The sequence below is a fragment of the Achromobacter sp. CF-sbj1-Ac2-l genome (assembly GCF_052698165.1).
The window spans coordinates 209,843-229,018 of sequence record NZ_CP199855.1; the positions used below are offsets into that span (position 1 = coordinate 209,843).

Sequence of the window (19,176 nt, forward strand, 5' to 3'; positions counted from 1 at the left end):
GGTCACTTGCCCGCCTGGGTGTATTCGGCCGGGGTCAGGGTGCGCATCGACAAAGCGTGGATCTCGGCTTTCATGCGGTCGCCCAGCGCCGCGTAGACCAGTTGGTGGCGCTGGATCAGGCGCTTGCCTTCGAAGGCGGCGCTGACGATGACCGCGTCGAAATGCGAGCCGTCGCCCTGTACGTCGAGGTGTTCACAGGGCAGGCCGTCCGCGATGTATTGGCGGACTTGCGCGGGAGTGGGAAGCATGGACGTCAGTTCCTGAGTTTGTAGCCGCTGGCCAGGAGCCGCAGCGCATAGATCGAAAGCGCGAGGAACACCCCCGTCACCACCGCCAGGCTGCGCCAGGGGGAGACGTCCGACACCGAGAAGAATCCGTAGCGGAAGCCGTCGATGGTGTAGAAGATGGGGTTCCAGTGGGACACGCCCTGCCAGAAGGCCGGGAGCGTATGGATGGAATAGAACACGCCGGACAGGAAGGTGGCCGGCATGATGAGGAAGTTCTGGAACGCCGCCAACTGGTCGAATTTCTCGGACCACAGGCCGGCGATGAGGCCCAGCACGCCCATGATGCCGCAGGCCAGCACCGCGAACACCAGCAGCCACAGCGGGTTGGACGGCACCAGCGAGACGAAGAACAGCGCCACCACCCACACGCACAGGCCCACGGCCAGGCCGCGCACCACGGCCGCCAGCACGTAGGCGGCGAAAATGTCGCGGTGCGACAGCGGCGGCAGCAGCATGAACACCAGGTTGCCGGTGATGCGGCTCTGGATCAGCGACGACGACGGGTTGGCGAAGGCGTTCTGCAGCATGCTCATCATCATCAGCCCGGGGATCAGGAACGCGGTGTACGGCACGCTGCCATAGACCATGACGCGCCCTTCCAGCACGTGGGCGAACACCAGCAGGTACAGCAGCGCGGTGATGACGGGCGCGGCGATGGTCTGGAAGCTGACTTTCCAGAAGCGCAGCAACTCCTTGCGCAGCAGGGTCGGAAAGCCGGAACCCGCGTCCAGTCGGGGCTGCACCAGCGGCTGGCTGGCATTGGCGGCGGGCTGCGTCATTGCGGAATACCTTCGGGTTGCGGGGCGTCGTCCTGGTGCATGATGCGCACGAAGGCGTCCTCGAGGTCGACGCCGCCGACGCGGGCCAGCAGCGCCTGGGTGGTGTCCAAAGCCACGATGTGGCCGCCCTTGAGCATGGCGATGCGGCCGCACAGGGCTTCCGCTTCTTCCAGGTAGTGGGTGGTCAGCATGATGGTGTGGCCGGCCTTGTTCAGGCGCGAGATGAATTCCCACAGGGTGCGGCGCAGGTCGACGTCGACGCCCGCGGTGGGCTCGTCCAGCACGATCACGGGCGGGCGGTGCACCAGCGCCTGCGCCACCAGCACGCGGCGCTTCATGCCGCCGGACAGCGCGCGCATGTTCGAGTTGGCCTTGTCGGCCAGCCCCAGGTTGAACAGGATCTCGTCGATCCAGTCGTCATTCTTGCGCAGGCCGAAATAGCCTGACTGGATCCGCAGCGTCTCGCGCACCGTGAAGAACGGGTCATAGACCAGTTCCTGGGGCACGACGCCCAGCGCCCGCCGTGCCGACTTGTAGTCGGCCACGACGTCGTAGCCACAGACGGTGGCGCGGCCGGCGGTGGCATGCGCCAGCCCGGCCAGGATGGAGATCAGGGTGGTCTTGCCGGCGCCGTTGGGCCCGAGCAGGCCGAAGAACTCGCCGTGCTCGATGTTCAGGCTGACATTGTCGAGGGCCTGGAAGCCGGCGCCAGGCGCGCGCCCGGTGAGCTTGCCCCAGCCGCTGCGGCGCGGCGAGTAGATTTTGGAGACGTTCTCAAGACTGACGGCAGACATGACGGCGGCGAGGGTGCCCGGCAAAGAGCGAATTGATCATTATATAAGCGCCCCGCTACGCGAGGCGCCGATAGCCCCGGCGGCCGTGGGGGCGTGGCGCAATGGTCCGTCCCCAAAATGACAGGCCCGGCGGACCGCAGGGGCGCGCCGGGCCGGGACAAGCCGGACGGGATCGTTACTGGTTGCGCTGGTTCAGCGCCTGGATCAGGCCGTCGATGCCATTCTGGTTGATCTGCTGGGCGAACTGGTTGCGGTAGTTCTCGATCAGCCAGATGCCTTCGACGTTCATGTCGTAGATCTTCCAGCCCTGGGGCGTCTTTTCCAGGCGGTAGTCGACGCCGACCGGCTGGCCGTTGGGCTGGCTGATGAGCGTGCGCACGACCGCGTCGTCGGCCTTGGGGTCGCCGCGGAACGGCAGGGCCGTAATGGTGGTGCCCGACGTGACGCGCGTCAGCGCGCCGCTGTAGGTGCGCACCAGGGTGCCGCGGAAGGCGTCGGCCAGGGCGGTCCGCTGCTGTTCGGTGGCCTGGCGCCAGTAGCGCCCGGCGGCCAGCCGCGTCGTCTTCTGGAAGTTGACGTAAGGCAGGATGTGCTCGTTCACGACCTGGTTGATGCGGGCCGTGTTGCCGGCCTTGACGGCGCCGTCGGCCTTCAGGACGTCCAGCGCCTCATTGGCGGCCGCCAGCACGAAATCGTTGGGCGCGCCGTTGGCGTTGGGCTGCGCCTGCACGGCGGGCGTTGCCGCGAGCCCTAGCAGGCCGGCAAAGGCCAGGCGTTGGAGCAGGGGAAAAAAAGAAAACCGCATGGAAACTCCTTGCTGTACTGAAAACGCAATCCGACAGCTTACTTGGTTGCGGGGTTGGCGACCGGCGCGGCCGCGCCCTTGGCCTTGGCGGCGTCGTCCTCGTCGTCCTCGTAGTTGGGCAGGCTGGATTCGTCGTCGACGCGCTGGCCGTTGACCATCGCGGCGCGGCGCTGCAGGTAGGCGTCGCGCACGAAGCTGTACGGGTCGAGCGCCACGCGGTCGATGGTGTCGGTGGCGTTGAGCAGGCTGGCGCGCGTGTCGACCACTTCCAGGCCCCACAGCGAATTGCGCAGGGCCACGTTGTCGATGGCGCTCACGCCCATGTAGCCGCGCATGCGGCCCTGCCAGTCGCCGACCAGGCCGACGCCATCACGCACGCTCGCCGAGCCGAAGAACGGCAGCACCAGGTACGGCCCCTGGCTGAAGCCCCAGACGCCCAGCGTGGTGCCGAAGTCGTTCGGGATCTTGCGCGCGCCGTTGGCCGAGGCGACGTCGAAGCAGCCGCCCACGCCCATGGTGGTGTTGAACAGGAAGCGGCCGAGCGTGTTGACGAAGTCGTGGCCGCGACCCTGCAGGAAGCTGTTGGTGCCCGACCAGAGATCGCCGACGTTGCTGAAGATGTTGTGGACGCAACTGCGCACGGGTTCCGGCGTGACGTAGGTGTAGGCCTGCGCCACCGGCTTGAAGACCGCGCGGTCAACCGTGTCGTTGAACTTGTACACGCCGCGGTTGAAGCCTTCCCAGGGATCGCGCGGATCCGGGTGCTGCGGCGCGGCGCAGCCCGCCATCAGTGCGCCGGCGGCGGCGACGGTGGCAATGCGGGAAAGAGCTTTCGTGTTCATGATCAGGGCATCCCTATCAGCAGATTTCTATTTTTATTGCAGCGTGCGGCGCGTCAAGCTTCGGGTTGTTGCCGGGCGTGACGGGTCCTCTTCAATTCGGGGCTTTCGCGTCGGGCGCGCCAGCCGCGTTCGTGCCTTCCTTCTCGGCCGAGCCGTACAGGAACTTGCTGATGAGCTGTTCCAGCACCACGGCGCTTTGGGTATAGCGGATTTTGCCACCCTCGGCCAGATTGTCGTCTTCGCTGCCCGGCGTCAGGCCCAGGTACTGCTCGCCGAGCAGGCCCGAGGTGAGAATGGCCGCGGAAGAGTCCTTGGGGAACTGGTAGGCGGTTTCCAGGTTCATCGCGACGACCGCCTGGAAGGTCTTGTCGTCGAAGGAGATCTTGGAGATCCGGCCGACCACGACCCCGGCGCTTTTCACGGGCGCGCGCACTTTGAGGCCGCCTACGTTATCGAAATTGGCCGTCAGCGTATAGGTGGGGGCAAAAGAAAAGGTGCTCAAGTTGCCGGCGCGCAACGCCAGGAACGCCAGCGCGGCCGCGCCCAGCAAGACGAACAGGCCTACCCAGAAATCGGTTTTTTCGCGAGACATGATCGATCCGTAATCAGTTTCCAAACATCAAGGCGGTCAGCAGGAAGTCCAGCCCCAGCACCGCCAGCGAGCCCACCACCACCGTGCGGGTGGTGGCGCGGGCGACGCCTTCGGGGGTGGGCTTGGCCTGCCAGCCTTCGTAAAGCGCCACCAGCGTCACCGTGACGCCGAAGACCAGGCTTTTGATGACGCCGTTCAGGACGTCGTTCCAGACATCGACGCCGCCCTGCATCTGCGACCAGAAGGCGCCGGCATCGACCCCGATCATCAGCACGCCGACCACCCAGCCGCCCAGGATGCCCACCATGGAGAACACGGCGGCCAGGATCGGCATGGCGATGATGCCGCCCCACAGGCGCGGCACCAGCACGCGGCGCATCGGGTCGACGGCCATGACTTCCATGGCCGACAGTTGTTCGCCCGCCTTCATCAGGCCGATCTCGGCGGTCAGCGAGGTGCCGGCACGGCCGGCGAACAGCAGCGCGGTCACGACCGGCCCCAGTTCGCGCACCAGCGACAGCGCCACCAGCAGGCCAAGCGATTCCTCGGCGCCGTAGCGGTTCAGCGTGTAATAGCCCTGCAGGCCCAGCACGAAGCCCACGAACATGCCGGACACGGCGATGATCAGCAGCGAAAAGTTGCCGATGAAATGAATTTGCTGCGACACCAACCGCGGCCGCGACAGCGCGATGCCGCTGCGGGCCAGCATGGCGCCGAAGAAACGGGTGAAGTAGCCGATGCCGGCGATGCGGGTGCGCACCCAGCCGCCCAGCGCGCTCACGGCGTTGTTGGATCCGCTCATGCCTTGCGCCCTTGTTGTTGCGACAGCCACTTCTGGAAAGCCGGCGTTTCGGGATACTGGAACGCGACCGGGCCGTCGGGCTCGCCTTTGAGGAATTGCTGCACGTAGGGGTCCTGCGATGCCGAGAGGCTCTCGGGCGTGCCGGCGGCCTTGAGCTGGCCCTGGCCCACCAGATAGACCTGGTCGGCAATCGCGAACGATTCGTGCACGTCGTGGGTGATCAGCACCGAGGCGCATCCCAGGCGGTCGGCCAGGCTGCGGATCAGGCGGGCGGTGATACCCAGTGAAATCGGATCGAGGCCGGCGAAGGGTTCGTCGTACAGGATCAGTTCGGGTTCCAGCACGACCGCGCGGGCCAGCGCCACCCGGCGCGACATGCCGCCGGAGATCTCGGCCACCTTCAGGTGGGCGGCGGCGCGCAGGCCGACGGCGTCGAGCTTGTCGAGCACGCGCGCCGTGATTTCGGATTCGGCCAGCGTGGTGTGTTCGCGCAGCGGGAAGGCGACGTTCTCGAACACGTTCAGGTCGGTGAACAGCGCGCCCTGCTGGAACAGCACGCCCATGCGCTTGCGCAGCGACTGCAGTTCGGCGGGGGTGGCGCGGGCGATGTCCTGGCCGAACGCCAGCACGGTGCCTTGTTGCGCAGTGAGCTGGCCGGTGGCGGCCCGCAGCAGCGTGGTCTTGCCTGAACCCGAGCCGCCCATGATGGCGACCACCTGGCCCGAACGCGCTTCCATGGAAATGTCGCGCAAGACGGTGAAATCACCGTAGCCTAGCGCCACACCTTGCAGGCGCAGGGCGAATTCCGGGGTGCTGCGGGTTTGATCGGGCATGGGCAACAAAAGGGTGTTTCGGTGGCGAATGCCCTGCCGCCACGTTCGTGCCTGGGCGGATCATCCGGCCGGCGCGAGCGAGACGGGCTGCGTCGGGAAGCGCCCTGTTACTCATATGCCGGGGACGAGGAAAGACCCGTCGCACCCGGCGGCGAGGGGCCATTGTAGCCCGACGAACTGTCATCGCAGTGCGTTAGGGTTGTCTATGGAACAGTGTTTTCGGCATTGGGAACAATCGGCGGGGCCTGTCGGCCCCCCGGAATCCCTTGCGCCGGCCCCGTTCAGGCCCGGCCGCGGCCGCGCGCCGCGGCGGTTTCGCGGGCCAGCCGCGCCACCAGCGCGGCCGTGCTTTCCCGCCGCGCCAGCGGCGCGCCCTGGCCGGCCCACAAAGACAGGACGGCGACGTTGCCGGCCTGGCCGCCGGCGGTGCGCATGGGGCGGGTCAGCGCGTTCTGCAGCGGGTAAGGCAGGATATCGTCTGAAAGTTGATCGGCGTCGCGCATGAACGAATTCGCGATGCCGCGCGCCGGGCGTCCGGAAAAGGCCCGGGTCACCCGCGACTGTTCGGAACGCGAGGCAGGCAGCACCGCCTTGTAGGCATCGCCGATGCCGGCTTCGTCCGTGGTCAGGAAGGCCGTCCCCATTTGTGCGACATCCGCGCCCAGGGCCAGCGCGGCGGCGATGCCGCGGCCGTCCATGATGCCGCCGGAGGCGATCACCGGGATCGATACCGCGTCGGCCACCTGGGGCACCAGGGCCATGGTGCCGACCAGCGAATGCTCGAAATCGTCCAGGAAGGTGCCGCGATGCCCGCCCGCCTCCGCTCCCTGCGCCACGACGGCATCGACGCCATCCTGCTCCAGGACCACCGCTTCGCGCACGGTGGTGGCGGTGCCGACCGTCAGGATGCCCAGTTCGCGGCAGCGCGCCAGCACGTCCGCGGGCAGGCGGCCGAAGGTGAAGCTCAGGACCGCCGGTTTCACGCGCAGCACGGCCTCGATCTGGCCGGGCAGCGGGTCGGCCTGCGGGCCGGGCGCGACGGGCGCCGGCAGGCCCAGTTGGGCGTGGTAGCGCGCCAGCAGCGCCAGCATGCGGCTGGCGTCGCCCTGGTACGGTTGCTCCGGCACCGCCGCGAACAGGTTGATGCCGAACGCCCGGTCGGTGCGCGCGCGGATCCCGGCGGCCGCCGTCTCGATCTGATCGGGCGACAGGTAGGCCGCGCCCAGCGAACCCAGGACACCCGCCTTGGAAGCCTCCGACACTAGTTCCACCGTCGTCGCGCCGCCCGCCATGGGCGCCTGGATGATGGGGTGGTCAAGCTTGAGCAGATCGGATAGGCGGGATGTCATGGGGAAACCTCCTGGTTGGCTTATTGCAGCTGGATGTTTCCAGCCTGGATGACGTGCGCCCACTTGTCCGTTTCGCTCTTGATGAACGCGCCGAATTCCTCGGGCGTGCCGCCGCCGGCCTGGCTGCCGGTGTCGGCGATGGCCTTCTGCACGTCGGGTTCCTTCAGGATGCGGTTGAACTCGGCATTGAGCTTGGCAATGATGGGCGCGGGGGTTCCGGCGGGGGCGACGATGCCCTGCCAGTTGTACGACTCGAAGCCCGGCAGGCCGGATTCGGCCATGGTGGGCACGTCCGGCAGCACCGCCAGGCGCTTGGCCGAGGTCACCGCGATCGGGTGGATCTTCTGGCCCTGGATGGCCGGCAGCGCCGAGTAGCCCATCTCGAACATCATCGAAATATGGCCGCCCATCAGGTCGGTCGCGGCCAGGCTGCCGCCCTTGTAGGGCACGTGCACGATGTCGATCTTGGCTTGCTCGCGGAACATCTCGCCGGACAGGTGATGGGCGCCGCCCACGCCGGACGAACCGAATGACAGCTTGCCCGGCTGCTTTTTGGCCATGGCGATCAGGTCGGCCAGGGTCTTGACCGGCAGCTCGTTGTTCACGCTCAGCACCAGGGGGCTGTTCTCGATCAGGATGACGGGCGCCAGATCCTTCTGCGGGTTGTACGGCATGTCCTTCATCAGCGACGGGTTGACCGCCATCGGCGCCAGGTTGCCGGTGCCGATGGTGTAGCCGTCGGGCGCCGCCTTGGCGATCAGGTTGGTGCCGACCACGCCGCCCGCGCCCGCCTTGTTCTCGACCACGATCGGCTGGCCCAGCGATTCGCCCAGCTTGCGCGCCAGCAGGCGCACACGGGTATCGGCAAAGCCGCCCGGGGCGTAGGGCACGATCATGGTGATGGGCTTGGCGGGCCAGTCGGCGGCCTGGGCGTGGGCGGTGCCGCTCAGGGCGGCGAAGGTGGCCAGGGCGGCGACCAGGGGGCGTAGCGATTTCATGCTGGGTGACTCCTCTTTCTCTTAATGTGATGGTTCCCGGGAACCGATCGCATTATGCCCAGCGTTGCCGCCCGTGGTGCTGATTTTCCCCAAGCGCCAGGCCGACAGCGCCAGCAATGCCGCGCCTGCCGCCAGCACTTGCGGCAGCGTGGCGCCCCAGCGCGCGGCGGCGGAGGCCAGCAGCGGCCCCACGATCTGGCCGGCGGCGAAGGCCGAGGTCATGACGGCCGCGGCCCGTGGCGCGGCGCTGCCGGCCAGTCGTTGCGCCACCAGCATGCCCGATTGCGTGATGACCATGAAGGTGCCGCCCACCAGCAGCGCGGCGACGATGATCGCGGCGATGTCGTGCCATAGCGCCGCCGCCAGCATGCCCAGCGCCATCAACGCCTGCGCCCCGCGCCACACCGTCTTGTCCTCGCGGGCTTGCGCCACGCGCGGCGCCACCAGGCAGGAGAGCGCGGCGGCCAGGCCGAACAATGGCCAGGCCCAGCCGAACACGGCGGGATCGGGAATGATCTCGCGCGCCATGGCGGGCAGGAAGGTGGCGGGAATGATGTAGCCGGCGCCGAACACGCCGTAATGCAGCGCCAGGCGGCCGATACCCGGCGGCAGGCGCCCGGGCGCGGGCGCGGCGGCCAGGTGGCGGGCCGGCCCGGGGCGCTTCAGCCCGGGCCAGGCCAGGGCCGACAGCAGCAGCGCCAGCGCGCCCAGCGCGATCCAGTTTGCATTGGCGCCGACGCCGGCGGCCATCAATCCCAGACAGGCCAGGCCGGTCAGCGCGATGCCCGCGCCGACGCCGGCGTAGGTGATGGCCGACACGGCTGGCGCGCGCGGGTCGCCCGGGGCGACCGCGCGCGACGCGGCCACGCAGATGAAGGCGCTGGCGCTGCCATAGCCCGCCGCCAGCCGCAGCAGGCTCCAGGCCAGGACGCCGTGGAACGCCGGCATGGCCAGCGTCAGCACGGCCACGGCCAGCAGGCTGATCGCCAGCATGGCGCGCGGATGGCGCGGCGGCCGCACCGCCGCCGCCAGTGCGCCCAGCAGGTAACCCGCGTAATTGGCCGACGCCAGCCAACTGCCCTGAGCCAGCGACAGGCCGGCCTCCTGCGCCATCAACGGCCAGACCGGCGTGAAGGCGAAGCGGCCGATGCCCATGGCGGCGGCCAGCGCCAGCGCGGCCGGCAAGGCCAGGCGGATGGCGCCGCGCGGGGACGCGGGATCGGGGTAGGCGGCTATTGACATGGCTCCCACTCTACGGCTGTACTAATATCTTGAATAGTGAATTATTAAGAACATGAGTTCTTGAAATGAGAAATTTGGATCTCGACGCGCTGCAGATCTTCAAGGCGGTGGCCGACCACGGGGGCGTGGCGCGCGCCGCGGCCCACCTGAACCGGGTGCAGTCGAACGTCTCGACCCGCCTCAAGCAGCTTGAAGCGACGCTGGAGGCGCCGCTGTTTCGCCGCCAGAACCGGCGCCTGGTGCTGTCGGAACAGGGGCGCGTGCTGCTGTCCTACGCCGACCGCATGCTGCGCCTGTCGGCCGAGGCCCAGGCGGCCGTGCGCGACGGCGCGCCGCAGGGCCTGCTGCGCATCGGCACCATGGAAAGCACGGCCGCGGCGCGCCTGCCCCCTATCCTCGCGACGTATCACGCGGCCTGGCCGAAGGTGCGGATCGAACTGGTCACGGGCACGTCGGGCGCGTTGGCGGCCATGGTGCGCAACTACGAGATCGAGGCCGCCTTCGTGGCGCAGCCCTTCGACGCGCAGGGTCTGGCGCAGCAACCGGCTTTCGAGGAAGAACTGGCGCTGATCTCGCCGCTGGCCTGGCCCGAGATCCATGGCCCCAAGGATGTCGGCGATCGCAGTGTCATCGCGTTCGCGGCGGGCTGTTCGTACCGACGCATCCTGGAATCCTGGTTCGGCCAGGAAGGCGTGGCGCCGGGCAAGGTGATGGAATTCGCGTCGTACCACGCCATCGTCGCGTGCGTGGCGGCAGGCTCGGGCGTGGCGATCGTGCCGCGCTCGGTGCTGGCGCTGCTGGGCGCGGAGCCGTCGCTGCGCGTGACGCCGCTGGCTGGCAGACACGGCCGCGCGCAGACGCGATTGATCTGGCGCGCGGACGACGAAACGCCTGCATTGCAGGCGTTGCGGCAGCTACTGGCGCAGCGGCGCCAGTAGCCGATGGGACGTGGGTATCAGAAGCGGTAGCCGACGCCCAGCGTGGCGACCCACGGGTTGATGCGGGCGGTGCCGATGTGTTCGCCGTTGAGCTTCACCTTGGACTTGATGTCGATGTAGCGGATGTCGGCGTTCATGAACCAGCGTTCGCTGATCTTGATGTCCGCGCCCAGTTGCGCGGCCACGCCCCAGGAATCGCCCATCTTCAGGTCGGAACCCTTGAGCGCGCCTTCGGCCTTGGTGTCGAAGAACTTGGTGTAGTTGATGCCGACGCCGATGTAGGGCTGAACCATGCTGTCGGGCAGGATGTGCCATTGCAGGCTGAGGGTCGGCGGCAATTGCTTGCTGGAACCGATCTTGCCCAGGCCGCTGCCGCGCACATCATGCTGGAACGGCCAGGCGCCCAGCAGTTCGATGCCGATGTTGCGCGTGGCCATGTAGGCCAGCGTGAAGCTGGGGCGCACGTTGTTGTTGGCGTCGAGCTTGACGGTGCCATCGAGCACCGTGCCGTTGTTGGACGCGGGGCGTACCTGGGTCGCGCCGACCCGGAACAGGATGTCGCCGGCTTCGTGGGCATGGGCGGGGGCGGCAAGCATCAGGGGGGCGCCGCAGGCAGTGGCCAGGGCAAGGGCGCGCAGGCGCCGAGACATCGCGAACATTTTCCTCTCTCCGTGTATTGCGTGAATGCAGGCATTCAGGTTCGCAGAGGCGGGAAAAGCGGGCCTTGACGTGTATCAAGCGGCAACGCGGCGCGTGGTAGCGGCGCCACAAATACGTACGAATCGGACTCAACGCAAGTTGTCGGTGCCACGCGGCACGGCATACGCGTGGCGGAAATAGTCGCGCACCGCGCGCATCGGGCCGGTGATGTCCGCGCCCTTGCGCCACGCCAGCCCCACGTTCATCGGCGGGATCGGATCCTTCAACTGGATGGTCTCGATGCGCCGGCCTTCCAGCGACCACGGCCGATAGACCATGTCCGACAGCACCGCCACGCCGCCGCCATTGGCCACCATGCTGCGCACCGCTTCCACTGAAGAGGTGCGCAGGCGCACGTCGGGGCGGAACGGCGTCTCGCTCCAGTACCGCAGCGCGGTGTGCGCGGCCTCGTCGACGGTCAGCATGATGAACGGTTCATGCGCCACGTCTTCCAGCGTGACCGTGTCGCGCGCCAGCAGCGGATGGCGCGCCGGCACCCACAGCCGCCGCGGCGAGCCGAAGAAATGCTCGACGGCCAGTTCCGGGTTCACCACGTTCGAGGTCAGCAGCACCGCCATGTCGTAGCGGTGCGCGATCAGGCCTTCCTCGATGGCGTTGCGGTTCAGTTCGTGCAGTTGGATGTCCAGGTTGGGATAGAGCTGCGACAGGCGCTGCAGGTGGTACGGCAGGAAGTAGCCGATCACGGTATAGGACGCTGCCAGCAGCAACCTCCCGCTCTCGCGACCGTCGGCGCTGGGCATGCGCAGCGCCTCGTCGACCGACGACAGGATGTTGTAGGCGTGGTTGAGGAAGCCGCGCCCGGTCTCGGTCAACGCCACGCCGCTGGCGCTGCGCTGGAACAGCGGCGAGCCCACGATCTCCTCGAGTTCGCGGATGGCGGTGGTGACGGCGGATTGCGAGATCGCCAACTGGATCGCCGCCTGCGAGATCTGCCCGAGTTCGGCGGCCGCGACGAAATACTTGAGCTGCCGGAGGGTAAGCGACATGGCGGCAATATCTGATTAATAGATAGTCAGCCACCAGAATATCTGTTTATCCGCGCCATGGGGGTGCGCCGAATCTCAGGGAAATCCCTGAAATTTCATAGGAATCCGGTAATCGCCCTGATTTGGTGCGTAATGCGGGGCATCAAAAATTCAGATAACCGTTGATCCGAAAAAAGAACTTTTTATCCCTCGGGCGCTTCGCTACTGTGCAGGCATTGCGCGGGCCACCGGCCCGCAGATGGAAGGAGATCCTGTTTCATGAGCAAGGCGACGATAGACCTGAACTCCGACATGGGCGAGGGATTTGGTTCCTGGAAGATCGGCGATGACGTCGACGACGCCATCATGCCGCTGATCAGCTCGGCCAACATCGCCACGGGCTTTCACGCCGGCGATCCCAACATCATGAACCGCACCGTGGTGATGGCGCGCGAGCATGGCATCGGCATCGGCGCGCATCCCGGCTTTCGCGACCTGGTCGGCTTCGGCCGCCGCGACCTGAACGAGAACGCCGAGGGCCTGGTCAACGACATCGTCTACCAGGTCGGCGCCCTGCGCGAATTCGCCCGCCTCTATGGCCTGCGGCTGCAGCACGTCAAGCCGCATGGCGCGCTCTACATGCGCGCCGCGCGCGACGAAACCCTGTCGCGCCGCCTGGTGCAGACGCTGCGCGACCTGGAGCCCACGCTGATGCTGTATTGCATGGAGAACTCGCTGACCTGCAAGGTGGCGCGCGAGCTGGGCCTGCCGGTGGTGCGCGAGTTCTACGCGGACCGCGACTACGACGCCGGCGGCTCGATCGTGTTCACGCGCTACACCCAGGCGCTCGATCCGGAGCAGGTGGCCGACAAGGTGCTGCGCGCGTGCACCGACGGCAAGGTGCGCACCGTGGATGGCCGCGACATTCCGATCGGCTTCGACTCTGTCTGCATCCACAGCGACACCCCCGGCGCGCTGGCGCTGGTGCAGGCCACCCGCGCCCGCCTGGAGGCGCACGGCATCCGCATCGCGCCGCCGCGGCTGTCCTGATCCGCCCATCATTCCCATACATTCCAAGGAGAAAACCCATGTCGCAGCAAGAAATCCAGAGCCCCCTGCCCGGCACCTTCTATCGCCGTCCCAGTCCCGACGCCGCGCCGTTCGTCGAGGTGGGCGCCGCCATCCAGCCCGGCGACGTGGTCGGCATCGTCGAGGTGATGAAGCAGTTCAACCAGATCGAGGCCGAGATCGGCGGCGTGGTCGCCGAGATCCTGGTGGCCGATGGCGACCCGGTCGAACCGGGCCAGGCCCTGCTGCGGATCGAGGGCTGAGGCATGGGCGTGCATTCCTTCTACCGGCCGCGCCGCATCCACACCCTGCTGGTCGCCAACCGCGGCGAGATCGCGCTGCGGGTCATTCGCGCCGCGCGCGAGCTGGGCATGCGCACGGTGGCGGTCTACAGCGACGCCGATCGCGACGCCCTGGCGGTGCGCCTGGCGGACGCGGCGGTGCACATCGGACCGGCGCACGCCACGCGCAGCTATCTGAACGCCGAGGCCCTGCTGGCGGCGGCGCGCGACAGCGGCGCCGACGCGATCCATCCGGGCTATGGCTTCCTGGCCGAGAACGCCGACTTCTCGCAGGCCGTGACCGACGCCGGCCTGGTGTTCGTCGGGCCCGATGCCCGCACCATCCGCAGCATGGGCGACAAGGCCGCGGCGCGCGCCTGCGCCAAGGCGGCGGGCGTGCCCACCGTGCCGGGCAGCGAGGGTGTGGTCGGCTCGCTGGACGAGGCCCTGAGCCATGCGGCGCAGATCGGTTATCCCTTGATGATCAAGGCGAGTGCCGGCGGCGGCGGACGCGGCATCCGCGTGGCGGCCGACGAGGCGCAACTGCGCGAGGCCATTCCCATGGCCCAGGCCGAGGCGCGCGCCGCGTTCGGCGATGGCGGCGTCTACCTGGAGCGCTACCTGCCGCGCGCCCGCCATATCGAGGTGCAGGTGCTGGGCGACGGCGAGCGCGCGGTGCACCTGTTCGAGCGCGAATGCTCGCTGCAGCGCCGCCGCCAGAAGGTGTTCGAGGAAGCGCCGTCGCCGGCGCTGAGCCCCGCGCTGCGCCAGGCGCTGTGCGAATCGGCGCTGCGCCTGACCGAATCGGTGGGCTATCGCGGCGCCGGCACGCTGGAATACCTGTACGACGAGGCCCGCGGCGAGTTCTACTTCATAGAAATGAACACGCGCATCCAGGTCGAGCATCCGATCACCGAAGCCATCACCGGCATCGACCTGGTGCGCGAGATGCTGCGCATCGCCGACGGCGAGCCTCTGCGTCTCAAGCAAGCGGACATCGTCATGCGCGGCGCCGCCATCGAATGCCGCCTGAACGCCGAAGACCCGGCGCGCAACTTCACGCCCGGCCCCGGCACCGTGTCGCACGTGCGCTGGCCGGCCGGTCCGGGCGTGCGCATTGACTCGATGGTGTATGCCGGCAGCGTGGTGCCGCCCTATTACGATTCGCTGCTGGCCAAGTTGATCGTGTGGGACGAGGACCGCGACGCCGCGCTGGCTCGCATGGCGCGCGCGCTGGATGAAACCGAATTCGAAGGCGTGCCGTCGACGCTGTCCCTGCATCGCGCCCTGGTGGCCGACGCGGGCGTGCTGGCGGGCGACTATCACACCAACTATCTGGAAAGCTGGATGCAGCAGCGGGAGGGGACCCAATGACGGTGCGCTACACCCATGGCGGAGATGAATTCATCTTCGCCGAGATCAGCGAATCGATGTCGCTGGCCGCGTTCTTCAAGGGCATGGCGATCACGCGCGCGCTGCGCGAACGCGCCGTGCCCGGCGTCACCGAGATCTGCCCGGCCAACGCCTCGTACCAGATCCGCTACGACCCCGAGCAGGTCGCGCCCGAGGCCATGCTGGCCATCCTGCGCGAGATCGAGGCCACCATCGACCTGGATAACCTGCGGCTCGACACCCGCGTCATCCAGGTGCCGGTGCTCTACAACGACCCCTGGACTCACGAGACGCTGATGCGCTTTCGCGAGCGCCACCAGGACCCGGACTCGACCGACTTGGAATACGCGGCGCGCATCAACGGCTTTGCCGATACCGATGCATTCATCGCCGCGCATTCCAGCGCGCCGTGGTTCGTGTCGATGGTCGGCTTCGTGGCCGGGCTGCCGTTCATGTTCCAGATGGTCGAACGCGAACGCCAGCTGGAAGTGCCCAAGTACCTGCGGCCGCGCACCGACACGCCCAAGCACACGGTGGGACATGGCGGTTGCTTCGCCTGCATCTATTCCGTGCGCGGCGCGGGCGGCTACCAGATGTTCGGCGTGACGCCGGCGCCGATCTTCGAGCCCGCGCAGCGCCAGGCGCACCTGCGCGACTCGATGGTGTTCTTCCGTCCCGGGGACATCGTCAAGTTCAAGCCGATCAGCCGCGCCGAGTACGACGCCGCGGTGGCGCGGGTCGAGGCCGGCACCTTCCAGCTCGACATCCGTCCCGTGTCGTTCTCGCTGTCCGAATTCATGGCGGCGCCCGAACAGTACAACGCCCGCCTTCTGGAGACGCTCCATGTCGCATGACGAACCGCTCATCGAAGTGATCAAGCCCGGGCTGGCGACGTCGGTCCAGGATCGTGGCCGCCAGGGCTACTACCACCTGGGCATTCCACCCTCGGGCGCGCTGGACCAGTACGCGCTGGCCGCCGCCAACCTGCTGGTGGGCAACCCCGAGGACGCGGCGGTGCTGGAATGCACGCTGATGGGGCCCGAACTGCGCTTCACCCGCGCGGCGGTGATCGCCGTCACCGGCGCCACCATGACGCCCAAGATCGATGGCCAGGCACAGGCCTGCAACACCGCGCTGGCGGTGCCGGCCGGCGCCAGGCTGTCATTCGATTTCGTGCAGGCCGGCGCGCGCGCCTGCCTGGCGATCGCCGGCGGCATCGACGTGCCCGAGGTGCTCGGTAGCCGCTCGACCTACACGCTGGGCGCCATCGGCGGCTTCGAGGGCCGCCGCCTGCAGGCCGGCGACCGCTTGCGCGTGGGCGCGCCGCGCCCCGGGACGCGGGTCGGCCGCGCGCTGCCGGCGGCGCTCGCCAGCGAGTGTCCGAAGGAACAGGTGCTGCGCGTGGTGCCGGGCCTGTACGACCATCGCCTGATGCCGGAATCGGCTGCATCGTTCTACGAAGACGCCTGGAGCGTGACCTCCGAGGCGGACCGCATCGGCTACCGCTACAAGAAGGGCCGCGCGCTGAAGTTCCAGCCGCGCGAACAGCCGTTCGGCGCCGGCGCCGATCCGTCCAACATCGTCGACGCCTGCTATCCCATTGGTTCGATCCAGGTGCCGGCGGGGGTGGAACCCATCATCCTGCATCGCGATGCCGTGTCCGGCGGCGGCTACGCCATGATCGGCACCGTGATCAGCGCGGACCTCGACAAGGTCGGCCAGATGCAGCCCAACCAGCAGGCCCGCTTCGAGCGGGTCACGCTGGAGACGGCCTTGCAGGCCCGCAAGGACTACCGCGCCCGCCTCGAGCGGCTGCGCGCCGCCCTGGGCTGATCTCCGCCCCGCTTTCCCGTTGATTGCCGCTTTCCTTCCGGCCCGTTCCGACGGGCCGGACGGGCGCGCTCGCGCCTGTGCATTTGAGTTTCACACGCTGCACGCCGTACCCGTCCGCATTCCGCGGTTCTTCAGCACGTCAGGAGAGCCTCCATGGCCAACCTTGCTTCCAGCTCCTCGTCCTCCGACCGGGACACTTCCCTCGCCACCGTGGCCGATGCCGACCGCATGGGCCGATTCCCGCTCACCATGGCCTGGTGGGCCGTGTGCAGCGCCATCTTCTACATCGTGGTCGGCGCCACGCTGGCGCTCAACTACGGCGCCCGCAACGCCATCATCGGCATGGTGCTGTCGGTGATTTCCTATGGCCTGATCAACGCCGTGATCTCGCGTTACGCCATCCGCACCGGCCAGTCGGTGGCGCTGTTCTCTCGCAGCGTGTTCGGCACCTCGGGCGCGGCGCTGGCCACCCTGATCTTCTTTGCCACCGCCATCTATTACGCCGTGTTCGAGGGCTCGGTGATGGCGGTCGCCGCGCACCACATGTTCCCGGCCGTGCCCTACTGGGCCTTCGCGCTGCTGGTGGTCGTCTACAGCGTGCTGCTGATCTTCGGCAGCGTGCAGCGCTGGCTCGACAAGTTCAACGGCGTGCTGCTGCCCTTCTACCTGGGCGGCCTGCTGCTGGCAGTGGCGCTGGCCATGCGCGAGTACGGCTACAGCGACGCCTGGCTGGCATTCGGCCCGGCCGGAGGGCCGGTGGCGGGCGGCTGGTGGGACGCCTACGTGTACTACATGGGCGTGTGGATCCTGATGATGTTCACCTTCGACTACGCGCGCTTCGGCCGCCGCGAAGACGCGCGCTACCACGGCCGCTACAACTTCGGCATGCCGTTCTACCTGGTGACCTTCCTGCTAAACGGCGTGGCCGGCATCTACCTGGTCGCCATCATTCCCGGCGATGGCGCCCTGAGCGAAGTGTCGGTGGTGCTGGCGCTGCTCAAGCTGATGGGGCTGGGCGGCCTGTTCTTCGTCTGGGTGACGCAGACCCGCATCAATACCGCCAACTACTACCTGGCCACCATCAACATGCAGGCCTTCTTCGCGCGCTTCGGCCGAGCGCGCCTGTCCAAGGCCGCCTGGGCGGTGATCGTGGGCGCGGTGTCATACGCGCTGATGCTGTTCGACGTGTTCGCCTATCTGCTGCAGGCGCTGGCCTACCAGGGCATCTTCGTGGTGGCGTGGGTCGCCGTGGCGCTGGTGCACATCCTGGCGGTGGACGAAGCCGCGCCGACGCCAGGCGGGGGCTGCGCCTACAACCGCCGCGGCCTCGGCGCCTGGTTCGCGGGCGCGGCCAGCGGCCTGGTGCTGATGCACCTGAACGGCGTTGCGGCGACCTTCGCGGCGCCGGCCAGCTTTGTGGTGGCGGGCGCGGTGTACTGGCTGGGGCAGGCGGCGGTCTCGGGGCCGCGCATGCAGCGCGGCGGCGCCTAGTCGCGCGGCGTCCCTCGCTGGTCGGGGCGCCGGCTCAGGCCAGCGCGGCCAGGAACACGAGCGCGCCCAGCGCCAGCATGAGGAAGGGGCTGATGCGCGTGTAGACCAGCGCCAGCGTGGAGACCGCGGCCACGCCCCAGGCCCAGGCGCCGCCTTCGGCGGCCCGCAGTACCGTGCACGACGAGGCCAGGATCATGCCGGCGGCCACCGGCACCAGGCCCGCCTCGATGGCGCGGACGCAGGTGGCCTGGCGGTAGCGCGCCCAGACCCGCGCCAGCGCGTAGATCAACAGCGAGCAGGGCAGGAAGATCGCGATCGACGCGGCAATCGCGCCCAGCCACCCGCCCACCTGCCAGCCGATCAGCGTCACCAGCAGCGACGCCGGGCCCGGCGTGATGCGGGACAGCGCAAAGTAATCCAGGAACTGCGATTCGCTGATCCAGCCATAGCTGTCCACCGCCTGGCGGTGGATGTCGGGCAGGATGCTCTGGCCGCCTCCGACCGTCAGGAACGACAGCGGCGTGAACACCGAGAACAGGTCGTGCAGCGTGGCCAGGTTCATGGTTGCCGCTCCCGGCGCCGCAGCCGCGCGTAGGCGATGCCGATCGACAGGGGCGCCATCGCGCCCACCACCCACAGCAGCGGCAGGCGCAGCAGGAAGATGGCGGCGAAGGTCGCGCCCATGACGGCGGCCGGCACCCAGCCCTGCAGCGCGCGCCGGGCGGCGCGCAGGCCGGTCTGCAGCGACACCCCGACCGCCGCCGCCGCCACGCCCGCCATGGCCACGTGCAGGCCCTGCGACTGCGCCATGCTGGCGAACAGCGCGGCCGCGCCGATGGCCACCAGCATCGGCGGCACGGTGATGCCCAGGCCGCCCAGCAGCGCGCCGGCGCCGCCGCGCAGGCGAAAGCCGATCCAGATGGCCAGGTTCACCACGTTCACGCCCGGGAACGACTGCGCCAGCGCCAGGCCGCTGAGGAAATCGGCTTCGGACAGCCAGCGCCGCTGCTGCACGAATTCGCGCATCATCCAGCCGCTCAGGCCGCCGCCGAAACTGGTCAGGCCGACCTTGGCGAAGGCCAGGAAAATCTGCGGCAGTGTCGGCGGGGCGGCAACGGCGGGGTCAGCGGAGGACATGGCGGGCGGCGCGATGGGGTCAATGACC

Annotated in this window: 22 protein-coding genes; 7 read left to right on the forward strand and 15 right to left on the reverse strand. The window is 68.3% G+C overall.

Features of this window, described 5'->3' with window-relative positions:
• Positions 1–2: 2 nt before the first annotated feature.
• The 11 genes from ACUDCK_RS00975 to ACUDCK_RS01025 all read right to left on the reverse strand — a co-directional run bounded on the left by ACUDCK_RS00975 (position 3) and on the right by ACUDCK_RS01025 (position 9,323).
• Positions 3–248: a BolA family protein gene (locus tag ACUDCK_RS00975; protein WP_054503732.1), complete on the reverse strand. Its 246-nt coding sequence runs from the start codon at positions 246–248 to the stop codon at positions 3–5.
• Between the two features lie 5 nt (positions 249–253).
• Positions 254–1,066, reverse strand: coding sequence for an ABC transporter permease (locus ACUDCK_RS00980; protein WP_006388063.1), 813 nt, complete (start codon positions 1,064–1,066; stop codon positions 254–256).
• Complete coding sequence (locus ACUDCK_RS00985; RefSeq protein WP_054503786.1) at positions 1,063–1,860, reverse strand: ABC transporter ATP-binding protein; 798 nt, start codon at positions 1,858–1,860, stop codon at positions 1,063–1,065. Before ACUDCK_RS00985 ends, ACUDCK_RS00980 begins: the two co-directional genes overlap by 4 nt.
• A gap of 175 nt (positions 1,861–2,035) precedes the next feature.
• Complete coding sequence (locus tag ACUDCK_RS00990) at positions 2,036–2,665, reverse strand: MlaC/ttg2D family ABC transporter substrate-binding protein (RefSeq protein WP_054503731.1); 630 nt, start codon at positions 2,663–2,665, stop codon at positions 2,036–2,038.
• 38 nt (positions 2,666–2,703) lie between these two features.
• Positions 2,704–3,507, reverse strand: a complete 804-nt coding sequence (locus ACUDCK_RS00995; RefSeq protein WP_054503730.1) for an MlaA family lipoprotein — start codon at positions 3,505–3,507, stop codon at positions 2,704–2,706.
• Positions 3,508–3,598: 91 nt separating this feature from the next.
• Complete coding sequence (mlaD, locus tag ACUDCK_RS01000; RefSeq protein ID WP_006392340.1) at positions 3,599–4,099, reverse strand: outer membrane lipid asymmetry maintenance protein MlaD; 501 nt, start codon at positions 4,097–4,099, stop codon at positions 3,599–3,601.
• Positions 4,100–4,112: 13 nt separating this feature from the next.
• The gene (gene mlaE, locus ACUDCK_RS01005) at positions 4,113–4,901 is read right to left on the reverse strand and encodes a lipid asymmetry maintenance ABC transporter permease subunit MlaE (protein ID WP_006392341.1); all 789 of its coding nucleotides are present in this window, start codon (positions 4,899–4,901) and stop codon (positions 4,113–4,115) included.
• A complete protein-coding gene (locus tag ACUDCK_RS01010) occupies positions 4,898–5,734 on the reverse strand; it encodes an ABC transporter ATP-binding protein (RefSeq protein ID WP_054503785.1) in 837 nt (278 codons plus the stop codon). Before ACUDCK_RS01010 ends, mlaE begins: the two co-directional genes overlap by 4 nt.
• A 281-nt stretch (positions 5,735–6,015) precedes the next feature.
• A complete protein-coding gene (locus tag ACUDCK_RS01015) occupies positions 6,016–7,083 on the reverse strand; it encodes an NAD(P)H-dependent flavin oxidoreductase (protein ID WP_175167270.1) in 1,068 nt (355 codons plus the stop codon).
• A 20-nt stretch (positions 7,084–7,103) separates the two neighbouring features.
• The gene (locus ACUDCK_RS01020; RefSeq protein WP_054503728.1) at positions 7,104–8,081 is read right to left on the reverse strand and encodes a Bug family tripartite tricarboxylate transporter substrate binding protein; all 978 of its coding nucleotides are present in this window, start codon (positions 8,079–8,081) and stop codon (positions 7,104–7,106) included.
• A 21-nt stretch (positions 8,082–8,102) separates the two neighbouring features.
• Entirely contained in the window at positions 8,103–9,323 is a 1,221-nt protein-coding gene (locus ACUDCK_RS01025; protein ID WP_175167269.1) for a YbfB/YjiJ family MFS transporter, read from the reverse strand.
• Between the two features lie 65 nt (positions 9,324–9,388).
• On the opposite strand from ACUDCK_RS01025, the gene ACUDCK_RS01030 reads away from it, so the two are divergent.
• Positions 9,389–10,261: a LysR family transcriptional regulator gene (locus ACUDCK_RS01030; protein ID WP_116791679.1), complete on the forward strand. Its 873-nt coding sequence runs from the start codon at positions 9,389–9,391 to the stop codon at positions 10,259–10,261.
• A 17-nt stretch (positions 10,262–10,278) separates the two neighbouring features.
• Here ACUDCK_RS01030 and ACUDCK_RS01035 read toward each other — a convergent pair whose 3' ends face one another.
• Both ACUDCK_RS01035 and ACUDCK_RS01040 read right to left on the reverse strand, forming a co-directional pair.
• A complete protein-coding gene (locus ACUDCK_RS01035) occupies positions 10,279–10,920 on the reverse strand; it encodes an OmpW/AlkL family protein (RefSeq protein WP_049070597.1) in 642 nt (213 codons plus the stop codon).
• A gap of 129 nt (positions 10,921–11,049) precedes the next feature.
• The gene (locus ACUDCK_RS01040) at positions 11,050–11,967 is read right to left on the reverse strand and encodes a LysR family transcriptional regulator (RefSeq protein ID WP_049070599.1); all 918 of its coding nucleotides are present in this window, start codon (positions 11,965–11,967) and stop codon (positions 11,050–11,052) included.
• A 258-nt stretch (positions 11,968–12,225) separates the two neighbouring features.
• Here ACUDCK_RS01040 and ACUDCK_RS01045 point away from each other — a divergent pair, with 258 nt between their 5' ends.
• From ACUDCK_RS01045 to ACUDCK_RS01070, 6 genes are all read left to right on the forward strand, one after another.
• Complete coding sequence (locus ACUDCK_RS01045; RefSeq protein WP_175167268.1) at positions 12,226–12,996, forward strand: 5-oxoprolinase subunit PxpA; 771 nt, start codon at positions 12,226–12,228, stop codon at positions 12,994–12,996.
• Positions 12,997–13,034: 38 nt separating this feature from the next.
• Positions 13,035–13,277 carry an acetyl-CoA carboxylase gene (locus ACUDCK_RS01050; RefSeq protein WP_049070603.1) on the forward strand — a complete coding sequence of 81 codons (243 nt, stop codon included), beginning with the start codon at positions 13,035–13,037 and terminating at the stop codon, positions 13,275–13,277.
• A 3-nt stretch (positions 13,278–13,280) separates the two neighbouring features.
• Complete coding sequence (locus ACUDCK_RS01055; protein WP_175167267.1) at positions 13,281–14,669, forward strand: acetyl-CoA carboxylase biotin carboxylase subunit; 1,389 nt, start codon at positions 13,281–13,283, stop codon at positions 14,667–14,669.
• Entirely contained in the window at positions 14,666–15,541 is an 876-nt protein-coding gene (locus ACUDCK_RS01060; protein WP_054503723.1) for a 5-oxoprolinase subunit B family protein, read from the forward strand. Before ACUDCK_RS01055 ends, ACUDCK_RS01060 begins: the two co-directional genes overlap by 4 nt.
• Positions 15,531–16,520 carry a 5-oxoprolinase subunit C family protein gene (locus ACUDCK_RS01065; protein ID WP_049070609.1) on the forward strand — a complete coding sequence of 330 codons (990 nt, stop codon included), beginning with the start codon at positions 15,531–15,533 and terminating at the stop codon, positions 16,518–16,520. The genes ACUDCK_RS01060 and ACUDCK_RS01065 overlap by 11 nt, the downstream gene beginning before the upstream one ends.
• Positions 16,521–16,673: 153 nt before the next feature.
• On the forward strand, positions 16,674–18,011 hold the full coding sequence (locus ACUDCK_RS01070) for a purine-cytosine permease family protein (RefSeq protein WP_175167266.1): 1,338 nt from the start codon (positions 16,674–16,676) through the stop codon (positions 18,009–18,011).
• A 34-nt stretch (positions 18,012–18,045) separates the two neighbouring features.
• Here ACUDCK_RS01070 and ACUDCK_RS01075 read toward each other — a convergent pair whose 3' ends face one another.
• Both ACUDCK_RS01075 and ACUDCK_RS01080 read right to left on the reverse strand, forming a co-directional pair.
• Positions 18,046–18,573: a chromate transporter gene (locus tag ACUDCK_RS01075; RefSeq protein WP_054503721.1), complete on the reverse strand. Its 528-nt coding sequence runs from the start codon at positions 18,571–18,573 to the stop codon at positions 18,046–18,048.
• The gene (locus ACUDCK_RS01080; protein WP_054503720.1) at positions 18,570–19,148 is read right to left on the reverse strand and encodes a chromate transporter; all 579 of its coding nucleotides are present in this window, start codon (positions 19,146–19,148) and stop codon (positions 18,570–18,572) included. The genes ACUDCK_RS01075 and ACUDCK_RS01080 overlap by 4 nt, the downstream gene beginning before the upstream one ends.
• Between the last annotated feature and the right edge of the window lie 28 nt (positions 19,149–19,176).